Raw genomic sequence first — 18,919 nt, 5'->3', positions numbered from 1 at the left:
TATTACGATTTGGTATCGTTAACCATATCAACAGTAATATCGACAGCTTCATCTAAGTAAGCATCCGGAGCTTCGTAATCTTTTGGTACATCATCGATTGATTTGTACAAAGGTTTACCAGCAGCTTTACGGCGATCATTAATACGTGTTAAACGCTGTTGATCGGCTTCTTTAGATTCTTGCTTACGTACTTGTTCACTCAAAGATAACGTGTTGTCATCTTTGTCTTTTTTGTACTTAGCAATATCTTGCGCAATAAAACCAAATTCCATATCGTGGGCGATGCGTTGTTTGTGCTGTGCCGTTAATTCTTTAATTAACGCCTTATCATCATGTAACTGGTGATAATCAGCGCGATCAATGCTATCCCATGGTAAGGCGTTATCTTCCACACTTTCACCGGTATCTTTCGGGTCAATCGGTGTCGGGAACGCAATATCTGGTCTTACCCCTTTATTTTGAGTACTACCACCATTAATTCGATAGAACTTCTGAATGGTATATTGCACATAACCTAAAGGTTGATCGAACAAATCATAGATATGGTTGAGTGAGCGATGCTGTTGAACCGTCCCTTTACCATACGAGTTTTCACCCAAAATAACTGCGCGACCATAATCTTGCATTGCTGCGGCAAAGATTTCTGACGCCGATGCACTGTATCGGTTAATCAGAACGGTCATAGGTCCGGCATAACTGGTTTTGCCATCGGTATCGCTATTGACGTTAACGCGACCATAACTATCACGAACTTGGACAACAGGACCACTAGAAATAAACAATCCACTTAATGCCGTTGCTTCTGTCAGTGCACCACCACCATTGTTACGCAAATCAACAATGATACCGTCAACATGTTTCTGTTTAAGCTCAGTGATCAACTTATCCGTATCTTTAGAGAGGCCCACATAGAAGCTAGGGACTTCAAGTACACCAATCTTCTTACCGTTTTCATTAAATACTTTTGATTTAACCGCTCGGTCTTCTAGATGAATGGTATCGCGAACAATTGTGACAACGTGACTTTTTGCGTCTTTCCCTTCAGGAAGGATTTGCAGTTGAACTTTTGTCCCTTTCGGACCTTTGATCAAATCAACCACATCATCTAAGCGCCAACCTACGACATCAACAATTTTCTTGCCGTCTTGACCAACGCCAATGATTTTATCACCTTTGGCTAATTGCTTGCTCTTCGACGCTGGACCACCTTTTACGAGCGAACGAATTTCAGTGTAGTCGTCCGTTGCTTGTAACACAGCACCAATACCTTCAAGTTGCAGGCTCATTTCCGTTTGGAACTCTTTTGCACTGCGTGGGGAAAGGTAGCTAGTGTGTGGATCAATAGAACGAGCAAACGCATTCATGTACATCTGGAACACATCTTCGCTGTGAGTCTGTGTTAGACGTTTGATGGCGTTGTTATAACGTTTGGTCAGAGTCTTTTTAATCTCGGGCCATTTTTTACCCGACAATTTTAGGTTTAACGCATCGTATTTAACGCGCTTACGCCATAAATCATCCAACTCAGCCACGTTTTTTGGCCATGCTTCTTTAGAACGATCGAGTTCAATTGACTCTTTTTTGTCAAATTTAATCTCGTGATCAAGCAATGATAAAGCGTATTGGTAACGCTCGTAACGTTTCTTCTCAGATAAATTATACAGCTTGAATGCGATATCATTTTCGCCTGCCTTAAGTTGATCATCGAGTTCGGTAGACCAAGTTTTAAAGGAGTCGATATCTGCTTGAGTAAAAATATTACGGTTGTAATCCAACATTCCCAAATAACGATCAAAGATCTTTTTGGAAAAATTATCATCTAGATTGAAGTGTTTATAGTGAGAACGGGTAAATCGGGAAGTGACTCGTTTGCTAGCGATTTCATGTTGAGCCAAAGGCGCCAGCATGGGTAAGTCTTCTTCATGAATAGTGGCTTCTACAGCCTGAGCTGAAAAGGCTGCTAGCCCAAGGCTAGCAGCAATCAGAGTCAATTTTGAACGGCATTTCATGCGTAGGAATGTCTCCTTTATGCGCGCAAGTGCTCCATTTTCACAACCATTTGCAGGCCGTTAACAAGCTGAACACGCACATCTTCCTTATTGATTTCAACAATGGTCGCAGCCATGTTGCCTTTGCCCATGTTGACGTTCACTTGTTTACCGATGGTTGCTTCATCGGAATTTAAAGCACGCGTTTCAACTGGCTTTTTATCCGCTTTAGGCGCTTTTGATTGAGGGCGACGAGTTTGAGGTTTTTTCGCTGTTTTCTTAGCTTTACCTTCTTCACGAGCCTTCTTGTTTCTTTCCTTACGACGAGCATCAACACGTGCTTTGCTTTCTGCTAGAGCCGTTTGAGCATGCTCAATGTGCTGTTCTTCTAATTCACCACAGTCATTACCGTCTAGGTCAACACGCACTGCACCAGGTTTTACACCATGTAAATAACGCCAAGAAGAAGTGTACTGTCTTAACGCGGCACGTAGCTGAGTTTTACTGACTTTAGCATCGTCGCTAAGGCGTTCAGCAAGATCTTGAAAAATACCAATTTTCAGAGGTTTTGCTTCACCTTCTAAAGTAAAGCATTTAGGGAAACATTCAGCAATATATGCAATCACTTCTTTGCTGTTTTTTAACTTTTCAGTGTTTTCCATGAGGATTCCTGGTTTGTGCGGCTAGACCGCTAAACATTTTACAAATATGCTCGGTATTATAGTGACCTGTATAGGAAAAACCACAGGTAAACACGAATTTATGCATTGTTAGCGTGTGAATTAAGCAGCTTTTCTACTTCTGTCATCAAATTTGTCAGCCCTTCTTGGTCAATTTCGGAAAATCGACCAATATTTGGACTATCAATATCCAACACACCAGCGACTTTTCCATTAATAGAGAATGGGATAACAATTTCTGAGTTACTCGCCGCATCACATGCGATGTGGCCTTCAAATTCGTGAACATCGTAAATACGCTGCACGGTATTGGTTGCAACAGCAGTACCACAAACACCTTTACCTACTGGAATACGCACACAAGCAGGTAGACCTTGGAAGGGACCTAATACCAACTCGTCGTTATCCATCAAGTAGAAGCCCACCCAGTTTAAATCTTCTAGCTCCATATTCAATAGCGCACTTATATTGGATAAGTTCGCAATTAAATTAGGCTCAGATTCAATCAATGAAACGGCTTGTTTGGTTAAACGTTGGTACTGTTCGATATTCATAACTATTTCCAATTAAAAAAGAAAGACTTCACTTAGAGTAGTTCGTACAATGCTATCTCTATCGAAGATTAGGATGATTGAACGACTCTAATGACGTACTCCAGTGACACTATTAGCGGTTCTTGGCTAATAAAACAAGCAAAACAGCACAAATCGAAACTTATCTTCGCTAACACAGTAGCGGTTATTGCTACTTTAGTTAGCGTTCCCATTCCGCTACTCATGCCCTTGATGGTGGATGAAGTGCTGTTAAATAAACCAGGTAAAGGCCTGGATGCTATGAACCACATTTTGCCAAGTGCTTGGCAAACAGGCACTGGGTACATCTTTTTTACGCTGTTCCTCATTGTGCTGATGCGCACCACGGGACAACTGCTTAATATTTTGCAAAACCGGCAATTTACTTTGGTCTCGAAGACCATCACGTATCAAATGCGTTGCAAGATGATAGATAAATTGGGGCGAATTAGCATAAAACAATATGAAACCAGAGGAAGCGGTGGAATCAATGCCCATTTAATCACAGATATTGAAACGATTGACCAATTTATCGGCACAACACTCAGCAAGTTCATTATTGGATTACTCACGGTATTGGGCACGGCTGGGGTTCTTCTCTGGCTCGACTGGCGTTTAGGCCTCTTCATTTTGCTGGTCAATCCTATCGTGCTCTATTTCTCTCGTAAACTAGGTGCGAAAGTAAAATCACTAAAAAAAATAGAAAACCAATCGTTCGAACGTTTTCAAACACGTTTAATTGAAACACTTGATGGTATTTATCAGTTACGCGCGGCAAACCGAGAAAAGCAATTCCTTAATCAGTTAAAACAACAAGCAAACGAAGTCCGTGAAAGTGCCGATAAGTTTGCTTGGCAATCTGAAGCCGCAGGCCGACTGTCATTTTTACTATTTTTAATGGGTTTTGAACTGTTTCGCGCCGTCGCCATGTTAATGGTGTTATTCAGTGACATGACCATCGGCCAGATATTTGCTGTATTTGGATATCTCTGGTTTATGCTCAGCCCAGTTCAAGAGTTACTCGGCATCCAATTTTCATGGTATGGAGCGAAAGCTGCTCTAAAGCGTATTAATCAGCTATTGGACTTAGAAGAAGAGTATCGTCCGGTTAGTAAGGTGAATCCGTTTGAGGATGGGCAGGATGTTGACGTCAACGTCGACAATATCACCTTCTCTTATAATGGAGAAAACCCTGTACTCGACCATCTCTCCTTGTCGATTCCAGCCGGTAAAAAAGTGGCACTCGTCGGTGCCAGTGGCGGTGGTAAATCAACCCTCATTCAATTACTGATCGGTGTCTATCGTCAAGATAGTGGCCAAATTCGATATAATGGTGCCACCACCGATGATATTAGTTTCGATGTTATACGCGATGAAATTGCCGTAGTTTTACAGCAACCCGTGCTATTTAATGATACGCTACGCAACAATTTGACTTTAGGCCACACTTATTCAGAGCATGAACTCTGGAATGCGCTTAATGTCGCGCAAATGAAAGACGTTATAAAACAGCTCACTGATGGGCTCGATACTGAAATCGGTCGTAATGGTATCCGCCTATCTGGTGGTCAGCGGCAGCGTTTAGCGATTGCACGCATGATATTGAGTAATCCTAAGTTTGTGATTTTGGATGAGGCAACATCAGCACTCGATACCGCAACAGAAGCTGCGTTACACCATGCACTGAGCGTGTTCTTACAAAACAGAACAACATTGATCGTGGCTCACCGACTTTCTGCAGTAAAACAGGCCGATTTGATTTATGTTTTAGAAGATGGTCGTGTCACGCAAGCAGGAACACATGGAGAACTGGTTGAACAAGAAGGCCTATATCAAACTTTATACGGTAATGGTGAACAAACCTCTGCCTAATAGATACATCGTCCTTAGCGTTGAATTTTAATTTTCACAAAAAGTGACAATGTACCTTTTATAACCCGAACATAATACAACCGAAAGATTCGATGCCAGCACTAAACAACACTCGCCATGCACCGCCCGTCAGGTTATGTCAGGGGTGCGGATTACCGATTCTCTCTATTCATCCAACGGCGGGAAATAATGCCTATTGTCCACGCTGCGGTACTCAGCAAAGCCGCGGCGGTAGTCCTTCATTATCCGGAAACTTGGCCATTGCCCTCACTTGTCTATTACTCTTTATACCCGCATACAGTTTCCCATTCATTCATATTCATTTGCTTGGCGTTAACTTTCATGGGTCCATTGTTGATGGCGCCTGGTGCCTGATTGAAGCCGGGTATTTCCCTCTTGGTGTATTGGTGTTCTTCTGCAGCGTGGTAGCGCCGATCACCCTGTGTTTAGCGCTAGTGTTATGCCATATATCGCTACATAAACATTGGTTTATTGGGCTGCGAATCGGAACTTCATTGATTCGACGTTTAAAAACCTGGACTATGATTGATGTCTTTTTGGTCAGTATTTTGGTGGCCTGTATTAAGCTCAGTGATATATCAGACATCAGTGTCGGCCCGGCGCTTTACGCGTTAATTGGTCTACAAATATTGTGCATATTGCTGATAACCCGCGTCAGTTTACGTCGTTATTGGGAATTATGGCGTCCCGAAGTGAGTTTTGAACATCAACATAAACACATACATTGTAACCATTGCCATTTATCTCAACCGGAAGGAAGTCATTGCCAGCGCTGCCATCATACCTTGCATGTAAGAAAACCCCGTTCGATTGAAAGAACGAGCGCTTACCTAATGGCTGCAACTGTGGCGCTTATCCCAGCCAACATTTTGCCTATATCCATTTTGCTCACCAACGGGCAACGATTAGAAGACACCATATTTTCCGGTGTCATTTCCCTACTGAATAGTCAGATGGTAAGTATCGCCATCATTATTTTCGTTGCTAGCATCATAGTCCCTATCGCTAAAATCGTGGGGCTAGGCTATATCCTATATGGCATTCGCTTTCAGACAGGCAATCGAATACGGCAAATGAAAATCTATCAAATCATCAAAGTGATTGGTAAATGGTCGATGCTCGATCTTTTTGTCATTTCCATCATGCTCACTCTCGTCGATCGTGGGCAAATTCTCAATTTTGTTCCAGGCAATGGTGCTATCGCCTTTGGCTTGGTGGTCTTTTTAACCTTACTCGCGACAGAGAGCCTTGACCCTCGTTTGATTTGGGATAGCACCAATGAGGAAAGCGCCATTTGTAGGTCTGCCGATGAATAATAATGCTGTTCACTCCCCGAAAATGAAACGCTCTTGGGGAATCTCTCCACTTTGGATTTTACCTATTGTCACCATGCTCTTGGCCGGTTGGCTGGTGATGAAATCGGTCAATGATGCTGGTGAACGAATCCAAATTCAGTTTTCTAACGGCCAAGGGCTCGTTGCTGGCCGAACCCCTATCCGCTATCAAGGCCTTGAAGTTGGCATGGTCAGAGACATCAAACTTTCGCAAGATCTTGATAGCATTTATGTCTCTGCAGATATTTATCCAGAAGCGACTAAGCTGCTCTCCCATGACACACAATTTTGGCTGGTCAAACCTAAAGCATCGTTATCCGGCGTTTCCGGTTTAGATGCCTTAGTATCGGGAAACTATATTGCATTGCAGCCAGGAGAAAACAGAGATTCTGATTATCCGACCAAATATCATGGCCTCGATAATGCCCCCGCAAACTTGCAGGCTAATAATGGGTTAACTGTTACGCTAAAAGCTCGAGATTTGGGTGGAATTTCGGTTGGGTCGCAAATTGTGTACAAAAAGATCCCTATTGGTGAGGTATATAGTTATCAGCTAGCCAAAGACGATAAAGCCGTTTTAATTCAAGCATCGATTAAAGATGAATACCGCCATATCATTACCAAACAGAGCCGTTTTTGGAATGTGAGTGGCGTCGGTGCCGAGGTCGGTTTCCATGGTGTCGGTGTTCATCTTGATAGCTTAAATGCGTTAATTAGTGGCGCTATTGCCGTTGATTCACCTGATGGTGGCGATCCTGTGGCAAAGAACGCTCAGTTTAAGTTATATAAAAACTTAAAAACGGCAGGCCGTGGCGTCCCGATTACTATTCAACTGCCGGATCATAGTGGCATTACCTCGACCGGAAGCCCAATCATGTTTCGTGGTATAGAAATTGGGCAAATCACCAACCTCTCGTTAGACAGCAAACGACTTCATACCATTGCCGATGCGGCTATCGAACCAGCATTTGCCGATATGTTAACCACCAATGCTCGCTTTGTTCTTGAAGAACCACAAGTTTCGTTAAGTGGCGTAAAAAATCTCGGTAATTTTATTAAAGGTAATTACCTCAGCTTTATTCCAGGAGATGGTGAGCGTAATCGCCAATTTGCGGCAGAGGCGAAAAGCAGTATTGCAACCAGTAATACGTTTACCCTATCGCTGCACGCCGCTGATTCGTACGGTATTGAAGTCAATACTCCCGTACTTTACCGTGGTATTCCCGTTGGGAAAGTGTTACATGTCCAATTAATCGGTGATTCGCAAGTCCGTTTCTATTTGCAATTAGATAAAAAATATCAATCACTAGTGAAGTCTCAAAGCCGTTTTTACCTCTCCAACTCAGTCAATGCTTCACTAACAGAAAATGGTGTCAGTGTGTCACTGCCTTCAGCCAAACAGCTGGTAGCAGGTTCAATTAGCTTTACGAGTCAAGGGGATAATCACCCAGCTTCTTCCTATGAATTGTACTCAAGCCAATCGCTAGCCGAACTTGCGCAGTTTAATCAATCAGGCTCTAGCAAAATATCCTTGGTGGCGGATACTCTGCCATCCGTGCAAAAGGGAAGCCCCATTCTCTACCGCAATTTGCAAGTCGGCAGTGTATCTAACTACACGCTCACTCCGAAGGGAGTACGCATCGAAGCCAACATAAATAACCAATATCGTCACCTGATTAACGACCACTCCGTATTTTGGGATCATTCCGGAGTAAAAGTGACAGCGTCACTATCTGGTGTCAGTATGCAGGCTGGTCCACTACAGAGTTTACTTAAGGGAGGGATCGCTTTCGATACCCTCAACGGGGTTGAAAATAAATCTGGCAATGATTGGACCTTATATAGTAGCTATGAACAAGCCAAACGCCACGGCAGCGTAATTACCCTGCGCAGTTCCGAAAACTATGGCGTAAAAGCCGGTACGCCACTTGAATATCAGGGGGTCAATATCGGTAGTGTCACCCATGTCACACCTAACTTTTCTGGTAACGAGATGACATTTATGGTGCAAATTAAACCCGAATATAGCCAATATGTGGCGCGAACTGGCTCAAGATTTTGGGTAGCGAAAGCCAATATTAGCTTACACGGGGTGGATAATGTGGATAAACTATTGCACCCGACCATTAATGTCGCCCCGGGACAAGGCAAAGAAACGCATCAATTTGAATTGAGTTCATCGGCTTATCAACAAAATGGCGTTCGCTTTGTATTGCAAAGCCCGATGCGCCACTCACTTTCACCGAACACGCCCGTCTATTTTCGCCAGATAGAAGTTGGCCGAGTACTCGATGTTAAACTCGGTGATTTAGCCGACCGAGTCGTTTCCACCATTGAAATCAAACCTCAATACGCTTATTTAATTCGTACCAATACCGTGTTTTGGAATACTTCGGGCGTCAATGTATCGATTGGTATTACGGGCGCGAAAGTAAAAGCGGGCACATTAGATAGCCTTGTGCGTGGCGGCGTAAGTTTCGCGACTCCACCAGCAAATGGAGCTCTAAAACCGATCGCTGAATCAGGCCATGCATTTCGATTACATGAATCCGCAGAAGATGAATGGACCCAGTGGCAAACACCGATACCTAAGCCTTAGGTTCCCTTTTACACAGATTAAAACGTCATGATCATAACACCCTCAGCCATCACGGTTAGAGGGTGTTTCTTTTTACACACGACTTTGGCTTATCCTATTCTTATCGGTATAATGCCGCTACTCACAGTTTTAGAGATACCGTTTTGCACCCTAACATCCAATTCCCGCAGTCCTTTTTAGAAGCGATGGCAAAAATAATGCCTGACACTCTTCACATGGACGACTTTATTGCTGCCTGTCAGCGTCCTTTACGCAAAAGCATTCGTGTAAACACCCTCAAAATCAGTGTCGATGATTTCCTTAAACTAGCGCATAACAAACAATGGCAACTGTCCCCTGTACCTTGGTGTGAAACAGGCTTTTGGATAGAAGCAGATGAAACGCTAGTCCCACTTGGCAACACGGCAGAACACATGGCTGGTTTATTTTATATTCAAGAAGCCAGTTCCATGATGCCAGTCAGCGCACTTTTTTCAGATACTAATGAGACCCCGTCGTATCGCTGTGTGTTAGATGTGGCAGCAGCACCAGGTTCAAAAACGACACAAATGGCTTCTTTAATGGATAACGAAGGCGTGTTAGTCGCTAACGAATTCTCAGCCAGCCGCGTCAAAGTATTACACGCGAATATCGAACGGTGTGGTGTGAGAAATGCGGCATTAACCAATTTCGATGGGCGAATTTTTGGTGGTTGGTTACCCGAACAGTTTGACGCTATTTTACTTGATGCGCCCTGCTCTGGCGAAGGAACGATACGTAAAGATCCCGATGCAATGAAAAACTGGTCACCAGAATCAGTGATAAGCATCGCTGATACGCAAAAAGATCTAATAGAAAGCGCTTTTCAATCACTTAAGGTCGGCGGCACCTTAGTTTACTCCACTTGTACCTTAAGCCAAGAAGAAAACCAACAAGTCTGTTGGCACCTGAAAAATACGTATGGTGACGCGGTCAGTTTTGAGCCTTTAAACGATCTGTTCCCCGAGGCCAATAAAGCATTAACGGAAGATGGCTTCCTGCATATTTTCCCACAAGTCTACGACTGTGAAGGCTTCTTTGTTGCCAAACTACGTAAACACGCAGCCGTCACGACACCAGAAGTGAAAAAGCGTTTAGGTAAATTCCCATTTGCAAAAGCCACTAAAAAAGTCAGTCAAGACATTGCTCAACAGTTAGAATCTAGCTTAGGTATTGTGTTGCCTGAGTACAGTACTCTTTGGATTCGCGATAATGACGTATGGCTATTTCCTGACGCGTTAGAAGAGATGCTCGGTGAGGTCCGTTTTTCTCGTATGGGAATTAAAATAGCGGAAACTCATAAAAAGGGTTATCGCTGGCAACATCAAGTTGCAACAGCTCTAGCAACTTGGAATATAGATCACAGCGTTGAGTTAAATACTGAGCAAGCTCGAGAGTGGTATATGGGTCGAGATATTCGCCCAGATAACTTATCTGGAAAAGGTGAAGTAGTCGTGTGCTACGATAAGAACGTGATCGGCTTAGGAAAATGGGTAGGCAACCGAATTAAAAATGGTCTTCCACGCGAATTAGTTCGTGATAAAAACCTATTTTAGCCTCATAAAAACCGCAAAAATTAATCGTGGGAAATGGTCGCTATTTCGTCAGTCTGTACTACTATTAAAAGTATCAAATTGACGCTCAAACCCAATTAGCGCAGGCTCTCACGAGCCATTCCCCTGAGCCCATAATCTCTAAGGTTATGGGCCTTTTTTATGGGCTACTTGTGTTGATTAAACTAGGCGAATGCCGTCTTTCTCAATCACAATCACACCCTGCTTATATAATCCACCAATCGATTTTTTAAATGTACCTTTACTTGTACGAAACTCAGCAAAAATAGCTTCTGGTGAAGACTTATCGCTCAGCGGCAAAAAGCCACCTTTTTTCTCTAAGGTATCAACGATTTTCGAACTAAGATCATCCATTTTAGCGACACCGACTTTTTGCAGCGCTAAATCGATTTTGCCATCTTCACGAACATTCTTAATAAAACCTTTCAGCTTTTTACCAATAAACAACTTACCGAAAACATCTGACGGGAAAATCATCCCCCAGTGTTGTCCGTTAACGATCGCCTTGAAACCTAAATCAGAGCGTTCCGCAATGATCAAATCAACTTGTTGGTTTTTTGTATAGTTGGCGGGGGTATTATCCAACCATTTATTGAACTTAGTGGTACCAACAATACGGCCAGATGCTTTATCTGTGTATACATAAACAAGGATGGTTTGCCCTAAAGCCAAACGCCCACGTTGTTCACTAAATGGAATAAGCAGATCCTTGCCTTTAATTCCCCAGTTTGCAAACGCTCCGATACTGTTAACACCCTCAATTTTCATCAGGCCCCATTCGCCTACTTTGGCAATGGGTTGCTCAGTGGTCGCAGCAATCTGGTTTTCTGAATCGAAATAGAGGAATGCGTCAACAGTTTGCCCAACTTCAGTTTGGTTAGGAACGAAACGATTTGGTAACAAAGCGCTGCCATACTCTCCTGCATCCAAAAAAACACCGAAATCGGCAATTTTTACTACTTCGAGGCGGTTAATCTGACCTACATTAATCATCTAAAATTGTCTCACATCAAATTTGCAGAGATTATACGTCATCTCTGTTATGCTTTCTTTATCTGTAAAAAGAAATTTATTAATTTTTAGGGAGTTTTCTTTGATCACGGTAGATAAACACGATTCTGTGACGCTAAAAATAGCAACGCAAGTTTCAGAGAGTAAGGAACTTGACTTAGATCTTTACCTGTTTGTCCCCGGTGAATTAGGACTGGGTCCTGAACTGATGACCGAAGTTGATTTTTATATTAGCTCTATTCACCAAAAGCGCTCTTATTTCAGTGATAAAATATTACTCCCCTTAGTACACAGCCGTTTAGCACAGCGTGGCCGGCTTTCTACCACACAATATCGAGTGAGTTTAAGTTTATACGCGTATCAATATGTGATTGCTCTAGATAACGCGGTAAGCAAAATAAAGCGCAGTAGTAACGAAGAAGATGATGATGAGGTCATTGATGTGGCTGAAGAAGTCGACACTGTGATTGAACTATCGATTGATATTCTAAAACGGTTACGCCGTACCATTCCCTATGAAGAACATCTAAAACGTTATTACGCCAATGTCGATAACTATCTATCTTGGTATACAGAACAAAAATTTCTTTCGATTGTTTCTGGATTACCCCGTGACCAAGACTATAAAACCATCAAAGAACGTTTGATTACTTTGGCGGAAAAAGAGCAAGCTCATCGAGCCTTAAATCACTACAACAGTAGAAAAGCAGATAAAGATATCACTCGTTTGAGTAATAAGATGCGCTTGTTAAGACGGTTGATAGAACACCCTATTGTATTAAAAGAAGACACCACTTTTCTTGGTAAAAACGTCCAACGCATGGTTAAAGGCGGTGCGACGGGATTTATTATGATTTTCGTGACTATTCTCGCCGTAACGGCGCGGGATTATTTAGGTGAAATCACCGCCTCTTTTATTATCGCAATGGCATTTTTATACGCTATCCGTGAAATATTTAAAGATGAAATGAAAGAGTGGCTATGGCGTCGGGTACGTAAAGGGAAGCCTCGTTGGTGCCGAGCTTATTTTGATCCCACAACGAATAAGCAAGTTGGGCAAAAGTATGAATGGCTCGATTACACAAAACTCGCAGAGCTCCCTGATACCATTAAGGTTATTCGCAAAAAACGTGTTGTTCAACGTGAAGAGCAGATACTCCACTATCACTCAAACACAAAGATGACAACGTCACGTTTTCTTAGTGGTTACGAACAAACCCGGGAAACAATGCTCATCGATTTACGTGCGATAACCCGATTAATGGATAAAGGTTCAAATAAAATCTACGTATTGAATAAAGGACAAGTGAGTAAAGAGCGCGTAGAAAAACGTCACCTGCTTAATTTGATCGTTAAAGAAAATAGCCATGTCTCTCCACCTAAATTTTACCGATGGAAAGTCGTATTAAACCGAAGCAAAATTGTCGATATTGAGTCAATCCCAATGCCCGATAATTTCAATCCCATTGATGGCTAAATAGAAAATAGCTAAAAATAAAACACCAGAGAAGACGACTCTGGTGTTTTTTATTACCAACCGTACTTATTTAAAAATCAAACAAACAGGTATTAGGGTGATTATCAATCAAGTAGGCTTGCAGCTTACTGTATTGTGCTAACGCAGTAGTGACAATCACTAACGGCTTATTGGCTTTTTCTGCGGCACTTGCTGCTTCGGCGACGAGCATAGTCACAGCCTCACTCTCTGGGTTATAGAGATGCTCCAATTCTGGGTTCTGTTTATCGATACCTAACGTACATTGTGTGAGTAGATCCCAATCAATAACAACGCCATCAAAATATTTGAGCAAACGTTCAGCCAATAATGCAGAAGAAGGCACGTTACAAACGTAAGACACTTTTAATCCGTTTAATCCGCGCGGTAAACCTTGCTCGGCTAAGCGATCAATAACGGTAGCGGCATTACTTAAAGTACGAACAAATGGCACAACGATTTCAATATCATGCCCTTTTTCACGTAATGCTTTGATCACTTTACATTCAAGAGCGAAGCCAGCCGCATAAGATTTCGATGCATAGCGAGAAACACCACGCAAACCGATCGCTGGGTTCACTTCACTGTTTTCTACACTACCACCTATCAATGCTTGAAAATCATGGCTATCGGCGTTACTTAAAGAGACTCGAACTGTTTGGTGGTCGGCCGTTATCGCATGTTCAATTTGTGCAACTAAAGTTGAGACAAAGTGCTCTTCAATTGACTGACCATTCAGTAAAGCATCTAAGGAATTTTTTTCTAGTTCTGTTAGTCCTTCTGTGCCACATACGAGTGTTGGGTGATAGAAAACGCACTCTGCAATTAGCTCTGACAAAGACACAAATAAAAATGGACTTTTTCCCTGACTATCAGCGCCAGGTAAGCTATTTCCCAGAGCGAGTTGTTCATGGATCACACTTGATTGTTCAAAACTCATTACTGCTCCGTTTATCGTTATGTTGTTAAGTCTGAAAATACCTTTAGATGGCAATAAACTCAAGCCAAAAATCAATATTTATTGATTTATTTTGCATAAATTTTCACTTTACTAATAAAAATTTCGTTATTGATTAAAAATAAAACATCCCACATCAGCGCCACTCAAGAGTAAAGACCCTGCACTTATCATTTTGAATGTTTATTGAACCACTGTAACGAATTTGTGCTATTCAATATGCGAAGTGTAGATAAAAACCGCGATTTGATAGGATAAAAACCGATAAATTGTCATAATGATAAACAAATTCAAGCGCCTAACCAAAAAAGTGATAAAATACTGGTTAACGCGATAATCGGATCTACTTGATAAAGTAGCGACATGCGTCGTGTAAATAATTAATGAAAACAGGATTCAGTGACTTATGCCCTCTTTTGATATTGTTTCAGAAATCGATACCGTTGAACTTCGTAACGCTGTAGATAATGCTAACCGTGAGCTCTCCACTCGTTTCGATTTTCGTAACGTAGACGCAAGCTTTGATCTATCAAACGATATTGTGAAATTAAAAGCCGAAGGTGATTTTCAAATCACACAAATGATGGATATTTTACGGAATAACCTTGCCAAACGAGGCGTTGATCCCCGTTCAATGGATTCAAAGCCTGCATCTCAATCGGGTAAAAACTGGAATAAAGACGTGGTCTTCCAGCAAGGTATCGAAACGCTTACTGCGAAAAAAATGGTGAAAATGATCAAAGATGCCAAACTAAAAGTTCAAGCATCGATTCAAGGCGATAAAGTCCGTGTCACTGGTAAAAAGCGCGATGATCTTCAGTCTGTAATTGCAATGTTTAAAGGTTCTGATTTAGAACTGCCATTGCAATATAATAACTTCCGCGATTAACATCAGCCTATAAAAACATCAGCGCTATATAGCGCTGATTTTTATATCTGTTGATATCGGTATGTGGGCAATGATGTAGTGGTATCTACTTTAAACCAATATCTTCCGACAACGCTTTCATCTGTTTCAAATCCATTTGATGGACATGAATCATCTGATCTAATTGTCCTAGGCGAGCCTTTGCTTCATCTTGTTTATCACAAGAGTCAGATTTAGCATCCCAAGAGGTTCCAGCTAAATAAAGATCACACGCTTTTTTCAGTTCTTTAATTTTTGGAGCTAAATCATCACGTTCTTTCTGCAATTTTTCTAGTTCTTGCTTGGTTTTTAACTCTTTTTGAAAGATCTCGCGTGAACGTTCAAAAACGCTCGCTTGCAAATTCGCTTTCTTAGCTAATTTATCTTTCTGCTCATCCACTTTAGCTAGGGTTGCTTTTTGGTTAGTTACCTTGCTATCAAGAGAATCATTCACTTTCTCCAGTTCAGCAACCTCTTTTTCTAACTTGGTGATTTGAGATTGTTTATCCTCAGTTGCTTTAGTCACTGCGGCATCAATTTTATCTTGCAGCTGTTGATTGGCTTGGGCCAAATCACTTTGCGCTTGCTTCGATATATCCGAGTTTTTATCCGTTAATTGTTCATACTTATGATTCAATGAATCGTAAGCGGATTGCCATTTTGACGATGTTAGCGTCGAGCCAATTAATCCACCTAATGCCAATCCCAAAACAGCGGCAATACCGATATAGATATATGTACGCTTATCTCTCTGCTCTATTACCACTACATCTTCGTTGTCATCGATATTATTGTGATGGTCCACATTTTTCTCCTAAGTTGTACCTCAGCGAAACAACTCCATGATTACCACTGAAACTGTATAAAGAATAAGAGCGGAAAATATTGTAATCACGACGCCTTTCTGTAACCGAGCATTGGTCCGATACCGTATTAATAGATACGCGATAGCCAGCAATAGCACAATTGCGATCAGTCTGGTCATGAGTCTGCTCCTTTGGTTTTCTATTTTATACCATTGAAACAAAGGGAAAGGTCAGAGAAAAGTTGATAAATTCGAAAAATCTGCCCAACTGGCTTTATTTCCCACAAAATTCGATGAATTAATCATCGCTATCATAGGGGTAGACCGAAATCTTATATCCTTCGCAGTTTTAAAAGCAAAAAACGATAATAAATGGCAATTTTGTAGATGACATCACATTGACTTTTCGTTAGTATTCTTTGCGCAAATTATCTGTTACAGATAATTGTTCCGATGAAGACTGCAGGAGAGAGGATGTTAACCTATAAGTAACAAATAGGTTAGACATACCCGCCGAAGAAGTAAATCTTTCAGGTGCTTTATTCTTTATAAGAATATGCGAGGACTGTAGTTGGAGGAACCTCTGGAGAGAACCGTTAAATCGGTCGCCGAAGGAGCAAATCTCACACATGGTGAGATGAAACTCTCAGGCAAAAGGACAGAGGAGAGAAAGGCTAATTTTAACGTTGCCATTTGGCAGCTTTGCGATCGTTTTTTTCACGACCCACCCTTTCCCTCTTCTCCTTATATGTTGTTTATTAAGGGGAAACGAATGAAAAACCTACAAGACATTTTACAAACTATTGACCACTTTGTTTGGGGTCCACCACTACTCATTTTATTAGTCGGTACAGGTATCTACTTTACGTTCCGTTTAGGAATGATCCAATTTCGCCACCTGCCTACCGCACTAAAAATGGTGTTTAGCAAAGACAAAAGCAATGCAAAACAAGGGGATGTTTCGGCATTTGCTGCGTTATGTACTGCGCTATCTGCCACCATAGGCACGGGTAATATTGTTGGTGTTGCAACAGCGATCAAATTGGGCGGTCCTGGCGCTCTATTTTGGATGTGGTTAGCGGCACTTTTTGGTATGGCAACAAAATACTCTGAGTGTTTACTTGCTGTTAAATATCGTAAAATTGACGATAAAGGCCAAATGGTTGGCGGTCCAATGTACTTCTTGAAGTATGGTGTTGGCTCTAATTTACTTGCGACATTATTTGCCATTTTTGCCATAGGTGTAGCATTTTTTGGTATCGGTACCTTTGCTCAAGTGAATGCTATTGTTGATGCTACCCATATTTCGTTTGGTATTTCTAAAGAAGTGACTGCCGTTGTGCTCACACTCTTGGTTGCTATTGTGACCATTGGTGGCATTCAATCGATCTCGAAAGTCGCGGGTAAAGTTGTTCCAGCGATGGCCGTGTTTTACATCATTGCTTGCTTGGCGATTATTGTGACCAACGCAGACAAATTAATGGATGCAATTTCACTGGTGATTGAATCGGCCTTTACCTCAACAGCAGCAACTGGCGGTTTCTTGGGCGCTTCTATCATGTTAGCGATTCAATCAGGGATTGCTCGCGGCGTGTTCTCAAATGAATCGGGATTAGGCAGTGCTCCAATGGCCGCAGCGGCAGCTAAAACGGATTCTTGTGTTCGCCAAGGCCTGATTTCAATGACCGGCACCTTCTTTGATACTATTTTAATTTGTACCATGACAGGCCTAGCTCTAATTCTTACCGGTGCATGGCAAAGCGATTATGCGGGTGCGGCAATGACAACCTACGCATTTGCTGTTGGTTTAAATGCGCATGATGCTGGCCCAATGTTAGTCTCTATCGGTCTAATGTTCTTTGCTTTTACCACCATCTTGGGTTGGAACTACTACGGTGAGCGCTGTGTCGTGTTCTTAATGGGCACCAAAGCAGTATTACCTTATAAATTCATTTTTATTTGCTTGGTCGCTTCTGGCGCTTTCTTACAACTCGATCTTATTTGGATTATTGCCGATATTGTTAACGGTTTAATGGCGATTCCAAACCTAATCGGATTGATTTTACTACGTAAAGTGATTACAGAAGAAACTCGTTTGTACTTTAAACCTGCACAAACGGCCAACGATGATAATGTTGCGCTAGAAACCAACTAAGTCTTTTAACCAAGATTCTGTATTGTAGCGACACCGATTGGTGTCGCTTTTTTATCTTTCTGAACAATACCTAATCGAATCATATCGCTCATTCAATTCTTTGCTCTATTCTTGCTGTAAACCAACACACCACTTAATAAACTCTTTAAGATTATCAAACAATTACCTCCCTACTCTTTTTTGTAGGTGCCTTCTAGGAGTATAAAATGAACCGCAAAGGACATCGTATTACCGCGGCTCTTACCGTCAGCGTTCCCATCGTCATCGGTATTAAACAGCATTTACCTTGGCCAATTATCGCTATGTCTATCATCGGTTGTGCGTGGGGTGTGACGGCTCCAGACGATGTAGAAATACGCTATACCACTGAAAGTGACACAGAAATTAATGAAGATGGCAGTAAAGCCCATGTATCCAAAACGCTGTTTGATCATCGAGGTATGTCTCATGATATTGCACTTTGGATCGGACTGTTTTCATTCTCATGGTGGTGGCTATTTATCTCCCACTTTCATCATGGTGAATTAGCTTGGGATTTAGCAAAAGGGGCTTTATTTGGCGCAACTTACGGGGCATTGATTCATCTACTTGCAGATCTCCCCAATGGGCGAAGTATTCCACTATTCCCATTTGGGCCCAGAGTCTGTTTGCATTTATGGAAGGCATCAGAAAACGAAGCTTTAATGGGATTTATTCTCTTCGTTTTATCGTCATTGTTAGCGGTAAGAATTGCATTAGGTAATGACGACTGGATAAGAGTGGTGACTCATGATGTTGCACGGGGATTAGAAGTGGCATTCCACTATTTATTTCCTCTGCTCATTACCGCAGCCCAGTGGATTACTCAATTTGCTGCTGATCATGGGTTACACTTTTAATAGGGATAATAAAAAGCCTGGTTGACGTTTTACACAACCAGGCTTTATTCAA

15 protein-coding genes and 1 riboswitch are annotated in these 18,919 nt (G+C 41.9%); of the genes, 8 read left to right on the top strand and 7 right to left on the bottom strand.

What is annotated here, in order from left to right; genetic code table 11:
* Positions 1–2: 2 nt before the first annotated feature.
* The 3 genes from prc to I1A42_RS07785 all read right to left on the bottom strand — a co-directional run bounded on the left by prc (position 3) and on the right by I1A42_RS07785 (position 3,222).
* Complete coding sequence (gene prc / locus I1A42_RS07795) at positions 3–2,009, bottom strand: carboxy terminal-processing peptidase (RefSeq protein WP_161154568.1); 2,007 nt, start codon at positions 2,007–2,009, stop codon at positions 3–5.
* Positions 2,010–2,026: 17 nt separating this feature from the next.
* Complete coding sequence (gene proQ / locus I1A42_RS07790) at positions 2,027–2,650, bottom strand: RNA chaperone ProQ (RefSeq protein WP_196123130.1); 624 nt, start codon at positions 2,648–2,650, stop codon at positions 2,027–2,029.
* Between the two features lie 98 nt (positions 2,651–2,748).
* Positions 2,749–3,222, bottom strand: a complete 474-nt coding sequence (locus I1A42_RS07785; RefSeq protein ID WP_161154570.1) for a GAF domain-containing protein — start codon at positions 3,220–3,222, stop codon at positions 2,749–2,751.
* Positions 3,223–3,312: 90 nt separating this feature from the next.
* Here I1A42_RS07785 and I1A42_RS07780 point away from each other — a divergent pair, with 90 nt between their 5' ends.
* The 4 genes from I1A42_RS07780 (at position 3,313) to rsmF (ending at position 10,640) form a co-directional block, all read left to right on the top strand.
* Positions 3,313–5,112 (top strand): ABC transporter ATP-binding protein, encoded by a 1,800-nt coding sequence (locus tag I1A42_RS07780; protein ID WP_161154571.1) that lies wholly within the window; start codon positions 3,313–3,315, stop codon positions 5,110–5,112.
* A 92-nt stretch (positions 5,113–5,204) separates the two neighbouring features.
* On the top strand, positions 5,205–6,449 hold the full coding sequence (locus I1A42_RS07775) for a paraquat-inducible protein A (RefSeq protein ID WP_196123129.1): 1,245 nt from the start codon (positions 5,205–5,207) through the stop codon (positions 6,447–6,449).
* On the top strand, positions 6,442–9,066 hold the full coding sequence (locus I1A42_RS07770; RefSeq protein WP_196123128.1) for a PqiB family protein: 2,625 nt from the start codon (positions 6,442–6,444) through the stop codon (positions 9,064–9,066). Before I1A42_RS07775 ends, I1A42_RS07770 begins: the two co-directional genes overlap by 8 nt.
* Before the next feature lie 143 nt (positions 9,067–9,209).
* Positions 9,210–10,640 carry a 16S rRNA (cytosine(1407)-C(5))-methyltransferase RsmF gene (gene rsmF, locus I1A42_RS07765; protein WP_196123794.1) on the top strand — a complete coding sequence of 477 codons (1,431 nt, stop codon included), beginning with the start codon at positions 9,210–9,212 and terminating at the stop codon, positions 10,638–10,640.
* Positions 10,641–10,817: 177 nt separating this feature from the next.
* On the opposite strand, the gene I1A42_RS07760 is transcribed toward rsmF, so the two are convergent.
* Complete coding sequence (locus I1A42_RS07760; protein ID WP_196123127.1) at positions 10,818–11,651, bottom strand: CvfB family protein; 834 nt, start codon at positions 11,649–11,651, stop codon at positions 10,818–10,820.
* 100 nt (positions 11,652–11,751) lie between these two features.
* Between I1A42_RS07760 and I1A42_RS07755 the strand changes: the two genes are divergently transcribed.
* Positions 11,752–13,146: a hypothetical protein gene (locus I1A42_RS07755; RefSeq protein WP_161154575.1), complete on the top strand. Its 1,395-nt coding sequence runs from the start codon at positions 11,752–11,754 to the stop codon at positions 13,144–13,146.
* A 70-nt stretch (positions 13,147–13,216) separates the two neighbouring features.
* Here the strand turns inward: I1A42_RS07755 and I1A42_RS07750 are convergent, their stop codons facing one another.
* A complete protein-coding gene (locus I1A42_RS07750; RefSeq protein WP_196123126.1) occupies positions 13,217–14,104 on the bottom strand; it encodes a putative PEP-binding protein in 888 nt (295 codons plus the stop codon).
* 424 nt (positions 14,105–14,528) lie between these two features.
* On the opposite strand from I1A42_RS07750, the gene I1A42_RS07745 reads away from it, so the two are divergent.
* Positions 14,529–15,011, top strand: a complete 483-nt coding sequence (locus I1A42_RS07745; protein WP_196123125.1) for a YajQ family cyclic di-GMP-binding protein — start codon at positions 14,529–14,531, stop codon at positions 15,009–15,011.
* Between the two features lie 85 nt (positions 15,012–15,096).
* On the opposite strand, the gene I1A42_RS07740 is transcribed toward I1A42_RS07745, so the two are convergent.
* On the bottom strand, positions 15,097–15,834 hold the full coding sequence (locus tag I1A42_RS07740; protein WP_161154578.1) for a chromosome partitioning protein ParA: 738 nt from the start codon (positions 15,832–15,834) through the stop codon (positions 15,097–15,099).
* Between the two features lie 21 nt (positions 15,835–15,855).
* Positions 15,856–16,014, bottom strand: a complete 159-nt coding sequence (locus tag I1A42_RS07735) for a hypothetical protein (protein WP_196123124.1) — start codon at positions 16,012–16,014, stop codon at positions 15,856–15,858.
* A 393-nt stretch (positions 16,015–16,407) separates the two neighbouring features.
* A riboswitch (glycine riboswitch) is annotated at positions 16,408–16,506 on the top strand.
* A gap of 100 nt (positions 16,507–16,606) precedes the next feature.
* Here I1A42_RS07735 and I1A42_RS07730 point away from each other — a divergent pair.
* Both I1A42_RS07730 and I1A42_RS07725 read left to right on the top strand, forming a co-directional pair.
* Entirely contained in the window at positions 16,607–17,989 is a 1,383-nt protein-coding gene (locus I1A42_RS07730; RefSeq protein ID WP_196123123.1) for an alanine/glycine:cation symporter family protein, read from the top strand.
* 206 nt (positions 17,990–18,195) lie between these two features.
* Complete coding sequence (locus tag I1A42_RS07725) at positions 18,196–18,867, top strand: hypothetical protein (RefSeq protein WP_196123122.1); 672 nt, start codon at positions 18,196–18,198, stop codon at positions 18,865–18,867.
* The last annotated feature ends 52 nt before the right edge of the window (positions 18,868–18,919 follow it).

Source organism: Vibrio nitrifigilis (genome assembly GCF_015686695.1).
GTDB classification, from domain to species: domain Bacteria; phylum Pseudomonadota; class Gammaproteobacteria; order Enterobacterales; family Vibrionaceae; genus Vibrio; species Vibrio nitrifigilis.
This window is presented reverse-complemented; position numbering and strand designations above follow the sequence as displayed.

What these genes read in the sequence shown, in the direction of transcription:
- I1A42_RS07770 (WP_196123128.1), top strand. Translation starts at nt 6,442, where the DNA reads ATGAATAATAATGCTGTTCACTCCCCGAAAATGAAACGCTCTTGGGGA.
- I1A42_RS07745 (WP_196123125.1), top strand. Translation starts at nt 14,529, where the DNA reads ATGCCCTCTTTTGATATTGTTTCAGAAATCGATACCGTTGAACTTCGT.
- I1A42_RS07780 (WP_161154571.1), top strand. Translation starts at nt 3,313, where the DNA reads ATGACGTACTCCAGTGACACTATTAGCGGTTCTTGGCTAATAAAACAA.
- I1A42_RS07785 (WP_161154570.1), bottom strand. Translation starts at nt 3,222, where the DNA reads ATGAATATCGAACAGTACCAACGTTTAACCAAACAAGCCGTTTCATTG.
- I1A42_RS07730 (WP_196123123.1), top strand. Translation starts at nt 16,607, where the DNA reads ATGAAAAACCTACAAGACATTTTACAAACTATTGACCACTTTGTTTGG.
- I1A42_RS07735 (WP_196123124.1), bottom strand. Translation starts at nt 16,014, where the DNA reads ATGACCAGACTGATCGCAATTGTGCTATTGCTGGCTATCGCGTATCTA.
- I1A42_RS07750 (WP_196123126.1), bottom strand. Translation starts at nt 14,104, where the DNA reads ATGAGTTTTGAACAATCAAGTGTGATCCATGAACAACTCGCTCTGGGA.
- prc (WP_161154568.1), bottom strand. Translation starts at nt 2,009, where the DNA reads ATGAAATGCCGTTCAAAATTGACTCTGATTGCTGCTAGCCTTGGGCTA.
- I1A42_RS07775 (WP_196123129.1), top strand. Translation starts at nt 5,205, where the DNA reads ATGCCAGCACTAAACAACACTCGCCATGCACCGCCCGTCAGGTTATGT.
- I1A42_RS07760 (WP_196123127.1), bottom strand. Translation starts at nt 11,651, where the DNA reads ATGATTAATGTAGGTCAGATTAACCGCCTCGAAGTAGTAAAAATTGCC.
- proQ (WP_196123130.1), bottom strand. Translation starts at nt 2,650, where the DNA reads ATGGAAAACACTGAAAAGTTAAAAAACAGCAAAGAAGTGATTGCATAT.
- I1A42_RS07725 (WP_196123122.1), top strand. Translation starts at nt 18,196, where the DNA reads ATGAACCGCAAAGGACATCGTATTACCGCGGCTCTTACCGTCAGCGTT.